This window comes from Collinsella sp. AM09-41, assembly GCF_003473245.1.
Classification (GTDB): Bacteria; Actinomycetota; Coriobacteriia; order Coriobacteriales; family Coriobacteriaceae; genus Collinsella.
On sequence record NZ_QRMJ01000019.1, the window covers coordinates 1 to 4,426 of the forward strand.

Annotated in this window: 7 protein-coding genes; 1 reads left to right on the forward strand and 6 read right to left on the reverse strand. The window is 58.2% G+C overall.

Annotated features, from left to right (window positions below; translation table 11 throughout):
- Positions 1-257: 257 nt before the first annotated feature.
- Together DW112_RS09780 and DW112_RS09785 are read right to left on the reverse strand one after the other, a co-directional pair.
- Complete coding sequence (locus tag DW112_RS09780) at positions 258-524, reverse strand: CopG family transcriptional regulator (RefSeq protein ID WP_118328862.1); 267 nt, start codon at positions 522-524, stop codon at positions 258-260.
- Positions 521-799, reverse strand: coding sequence for a hypothetical protein (locus DW112_RS09785; RefSeq protein WP_118328863.1), 279 nt, complete (start codon positions 797-799; stop codon positions 521-523). Before DW112_RS09785 ends, DW112_RS09780 begins: the two co-directional genes overlap by 4 nt.
- Positions 800-897: 98 nt before the next feature.
- Here DW112_RS09785 and DW112_RS09790 point away from each other — a divergent pair, with 98 nt between their 5' ends.
- Positions 898-1,098, forward strand: a complete 201-nt coding sequence (locus tag DW112_RS09790; protein ID WP_118328864.1) for a hypothetical protein — start codon at positions 898-900, stop codon at positions 1,096-1,098.
- A 169-nt stretch (positions 1,099-1,267) separates the two neighbouring features.
- Here the strand turns inward: DW112_RS09790 and DW112_RS09795 are convergent, their stop codons facing one another.
- From DW112_RS09795 to DW112_RS09810, 4 genes are all read right to left on the reverse strand, one after another.
- A complete protein-coding gene (locus DW112_RS09795) occupies positions 1,268-1,873 on the reverse strand; it encodes a hypothetical protein (protein WP_147351849.1) in 606 nt (201 codons plus the stop codon).
- Between the two features lie 127 nt (positions 1,874-2,000).
- Positions 2,001-2,369, reverse strand: a complete 369-nt coding sequence (locus tag DW112_RS09800) for a hypothetical protein (RefSeq protein WP_158571752.1) — start codon at positions 2,367-2,369, stop codon at positions 2,001-2,003.
- Positions 2,336-2,737 (reverse strand): hypothetical protein, encoded by a 402-nt coding sequence (locus DW112_RS09805; RefSeq protein WP_118328865.1) that lies wholly within the window; start codon positions 2,735-2,737, stop codon positions 2,336-2,338. The genes DW112_RS09800 and DW112_RS09805 overlap by 34 nt, the downstream gene beginning before the upstream one ends.
- Before the next feature lie 79 nt (positions 2,738-2,816).
- Positions 2,817-4,217: a helix-turn-helix domain-containing protein gene (locus DW112_RS09810; protein WP_118328866.1), complete on the reverse strand. Its 1,401-nt coding sequence runs from the start codon at positions 4,215-4,217 to the stop codon at positions 2,817-2,819.
- Between the last annotated feature and the right edge of the window lie 209 nt (positions 4,218-4,426).

The following is a 4,426-nucleotide window of genomic DNA, read 5'->3' on the forward strand; positions in this document are numbered from 1 at the left end:
ACGTTATATTATCAATGATTTTATTTTACACCTAGAGCCAGAAGAAAAGGCTCCATCTGGAACCCATCCCGGAAGCCCTCATAGGCACGTTATATTATCAATGATTTTATTTTACACCTAGAGCCAGAAGAAAAGGCTCGCTCTGGAACCCATCCCGGAAGCCCTCACAGTCCGCCTATATTATCACTGATTTTTTGGTACAAGCAGCCCCAAAAAACAGGGGGTCGGTGCCATTCTCCGACCCCCTTACGACCGGCCTAGGCTATGGCCATAATCTCGTTGTCGCACGCCCTGCGGATGAACGCCGAGCGCGTCAGGCCGAGCCGCTTGGCGGCGTTGTCGATGGCCGTCAGCTCGGTCTCGGAGAACTTGAGCGAGGTGGTCCTCATGGCCGCCTTCGGCCTGCCGTCGATGGGCTTGCCGAACTCCCAGCCGGAGAAATCACCGGATTCGTACTTCTCGCAATCGGACTCGACCTGCTCGACGGTCGTGCCGAACATCTTGCAAAGCTCGCTGTCGTTCATGACTTCCTCCTCCCGAAGCCGAGTTCCCTCTTGATTCGTTCCTGCGGCGGGGTCTGCGCGTGCTTGATGAGCCAATCGCCCGTGGACTCGTTCAGCACCACGACGAGCTCAATCGCCCTGCCACGGCTGTCTAGGCCGATGCCGACGAACTCGGGCGGCTCGGTGCCGAGCCTTGGCATGCTGCGCTTGACGTGCTCCCACGCGAACCTCGCATCGTCCTTGCTCACGTCCGGGTGCCTTTCGGTGACCCGGTCGAGCACGAAGACCTTGTTCACGGCGCTCCAATCGTTCGTATTACGATACGATAATACCACATTTAGGTAATACGAACTGATATTATCGTTACGAAATACCAGACAACCGGAGGAGAAACATGACCGACAACGAGGAGTTCGAGGAAGCAATGGGCATCGCCGAGGAGTTCGACAGGATGACGTGTCAGGAGCAGGTTCGCCTAGTCCTCGACATGTTGACCGACGCGGCGAAGGAAGACGACATGGACAAGGTTCGCGCGGCGCTCATACCGCTGGCGCTAATCGCCAACAGGGTCAAAGCCCTCGAAGGCAAGGAGTAGACGGGTCAATGCAGCCGTCGGTGACCACGGGGCGGCGTGTTCCGCGCCCGCGCGGATCTAAGCCGACTCGTTCACCGACGGCGGAATTGACGCGACGGTCGAAACAGAAGACCAGACTTGATTGAGGGTCGATGGGCTAACCTGCCCATCGACCCTTTCCTTGCCCTCGTCAGTCGTTTTCGGCATTGTCGAAATCCTCGATTTTAAGATGGACGTTGTTCCGGTCGGCTTCCCTGCGGAGCGCCGCGAGCGCTTCCATGATTTCAGAGAACGCCGCAACCTCCTTTCCCAAAACCGCCTTGGCTTCCTCATGGTCGAGCGCATTCGAGCCGTACGTGTTCAGGAATCTCATGAACTGGTTCAGGTTCGTCCCCTGCTTCGCGAGTTCGTGCGCGGCCTTTCTCAAAGGCTCGGTATCAATGACCCTGATTGTCGCATCGTCGGAATTGGCAAGGAGCGTGCGAGCGTATTCGGAAACCGTCATGCCGTTTTTGGCGGCTTTTCGCTTGAGGGCTTCCTTCTCGTGTTCGGTCATCCGCACCTCGACGCGTGCTTCTTTTCTCCGCATGTCGCTTTCGGCACCTCTCGTTTTTCCAGAATCATCCGTTTGCAAATAGCGCCGCCGCGTTTGCAAACGGTGCGAAATCGAGCGGCAGGGTTGCCGCCCACTGAAAACCGGCAACCCTAAATTGCCGGTTTTCCAAAGCGCAAGCGCTCTCCCGTCAAGGCCGCTAAAGCCGTTCGGGAGCAAGATGGAAGTGAGGGAAAAGTCCACAACAGTGGAGTTTGTCCGTACACTTCCCAAATCTTGCAACTCGAAGAGCGGCCTTGGCCGGTGAGCGCTTGCGCGAGAGTCTTCTTTCTGCGGTGCCGCCGCCGCAGAAAGAAGACGGACAGCCCGACTAGGCGAACGCGCAGTAGACGTACCCGCCCTTTCGGTCATACTCCCAATCACCCGGAAGCTCGTTGCCATCTGAATCGACCTCGACCCACCAGCCGTCCTCCGGGTCTCCCATGACGCGCCAGCGGCGCTTGCCGAGCTGCGATACGAGTTCATCGCCGTCAGGCTCGACGAGCGCGGAATCGCCCACATCGCCGACGCGCTCGACCGACAGAACCCACGCCTTGCCCTCGACGCTCGCGATTCGGTTGAAGAACTCCGAAAGCTCAAAGTCAGCCACCTCGGTGCGCTCGCATTCACCCGACCTGCGCAGCACGGATACGTTCCACTTCATGGCTAGCCCCTCCAAGCCCTCTTGAGCCTTTGCCATCGGCTCAGCTTCTGCTCGGCCGATTCCAGCGCGAGCGTCTGGGCGGTCTCGTGGTGGAGCGCCTGGGCGCCCTGCACCGCCTTGGTACTGTCGGCAACCGTCTCCATGAGCTTGGCTATCTGCTCGTCCTTCTTGGCGAGCTGGTCGATGAGGGCGGCGAGCGCTGGCGAATCGGCTCCGCTCGACCGCTCGTCACCGTGTATCTCCTGTGTATCTCGGTGTGTATCACCCTGTGTATCAGGCGGCTCCTCGTCAAGCGAATCGATGAACCCGCGAATCAAATCAGTTTGGGAACATCCTCGCAGCTCGGAAACATTTTTTAGCTTGCGGATTTGCTCATCTGTAAGCCTGAACATCTTCTGCGGCACGTGTATCTCCTGTGTATCTCGACGTGTATCACCCTGTGTATCAGCCCATTTCATCACCCAAATGCAAAGCAGGCAAGAATCAGCCGGTTTTCGGCTCCGTCATATCGACGTGAACGTGCCCGTTTTCGTACCATGCGCCATCCGGCAGGCCGTCGGTGTCGCGTTTCCAGTCCCTCAGCCACTTGATGACGGTGGTTCTGGAAACGCCGAGTTCCCTAGCGACCTCGGCGTGGCTGGCATCAGGATGCTCTCGCGCGTAGCCCAGTACGAGGTCACGCTTGTCGGGTCTCCCCTCCCTGTTCTTCATCGGCACGCCAATCGCCTTCATATCCTCTTTTCGGCGGCGCGCAAGATAAAGATGCTGATTCTGCTTTAGCCCGTTCCGCTTGTTTTTCGGGATCGCTATTCCCGATATCCTCTCCAAGTCCTTGATGGGGAACTTCTTGTACCGCAGGTCGAGGCATTCGAGAGCGTTCTCGACCTCATGGTCGTTGCCGAACGGGTGCTCGGTGTCTACCGAATCCAGGAACGGCACCAGCGAATCCATGTCCGCCTTGACGCGTTCGCGGTCGGTGATGCCGCACTTCACGGCGTATATCGCCAGAGCCATCAGGCAGAAGTACCTATGGCTGAACGTCGCACCCGCGCGTATCTTGCGCAGCCACCAGTTGTAGAGGTCTTCCTTGGCATCCCACGAGCCGTCGGCGCGTCCGCCGCCGACGATGACCTTCTCGTACCACTCGGGGAATCTCTCCTTGGCCTGTTCGAGCGTGTACCTCGTCTCCCTCCACTTCTTCGACAGGTCTACCTGCTGTTCCGGGGGAAGGAAGTCGTTCAGCTCTTCGAGCGAGAAGGGGTGCGTGTTGACCGCGAACGCCCTGACCGTGCCGCCGTCCTTCGTCTTGCCGCCGATGACGCGGAACCCTTGGTTGATGCCCTGATGCTGCGGGTGCTCCCATTCCCTCGACGTATGCTTGTTCCACATCCTGTCGGTCAGGTGGTACTTCATGTCCTTCAGCAGGCTCTTGGTGTTCGGGTATAGGTCGGCGGGTTCCTCGAGGACGTAGTACAGATGAACGTTGTGGCCGCTCAGGATGATGTAGTTCGGCTCGGGATAAACGGGGTAGTCGCTTCGGCAGTTGTACAGGAAGGCCGTGAGCGTGCCGTCATCCTGCCCGTCGAGGTCGAAAATCATGGCGCACATCTTGCTCTGCGCGTCGGCGGTGTTCGCCCTGCCCCAGTAGGTGAGACCGTTCGTTATCGCCCAGTTCGCATCGCGGAACTCGGCAAGGGTCTCCTCGAACGTGTCCTCGAACAGGATTCGGCGGCGTCTCCTGTCTCCGACGAGCTTCCCGTCGCTGTCGTAATGCCCGCCGAACGAGCCAAGGATTATCGGGTTGGCCTTGTGCAGCCCGCCCGGCTCGCCCTCCGTCTGGATGAAGCCATCGCCGAGCTGGAAGATGTCCGAGTAGACTTCCATGGCCGACACCTCGGAAGCCCCGTATTCGAGAAGAACAGACTCAAGAGACAACCCGCCACCAACCCATCCCGGAAGCCCTCATAGGCACGTTATATTATCAATAGGTTATTGTACACCTAGAGCCAGAAGAAAAGCCCCCTCGCGGAGACCCATCCAGAAGCCCTCATAGGCACGTTATATTATCAATGATTTTATTTTACACCTAGAGC